This is a genomic window from Pseudomonas sp. 05N434, assembly GCF_056396965.1.
The window spans coordinates 1-442 of record NZ_JBFTMK010001141.1 but is presented as its reverse complement, the minus strand read 5'-3'; the positions used below and the strand labels follow the sequence as shown (position 1 = coordinate 442).

Sequence of the window (442 nt, the reverse complement as noted above, 5' to 3'; positions counted from 1 at the left end):
GCTAATGCACCCGATTAGCCCCGGAACTCCGCATTCCACCGATCGCCTTGGTGACACAATAAACACCATGAATAGAACCAACAACATTATCAGCCCTGATGGAACTGGAAGAATTACAGCATCTGCTAGTCCAATCGAATGACTTGTTTGACGACGAATGAGAACACCCTGCGTACGGGGATAATTCTCTTGAAAGGTGGTGCGCCATGATCATAAAAAAGTCGACACTTGAATTTTTGTTTACGCTACTCATACTTACAAGCTTAGGCATGCCAGCTTCGGGGAGTGATAGTTCACCCCATTGCCGAGAGGCAGTTATGATGTTTTTAACCACTCCAGAAAAGCGTACTCTTATTGCATTATCAGAAGCTAGCGAAACTGAATGCTGGTCGGTTATCGAGCAGTCGAACAGCAACCTCAACCAATTGATGCATTTGGTTGA

At 45.2% G+C, this 442-nt stretch carries 1 protein-coding gene; it reads left to right on the top strand.

Features of this window, described 5'->3' with window-relative positions; all coding sequences use genetic code 11:
- Positions 1-206: 206 nt before the first annotated feature.
- Positions 207-442: hypothetical protein (locus tag AC1DLB_RS32125; protein WP_477786551.1), on the top strand; the 236-nt coding region annotated here is incomplete at its 3' end.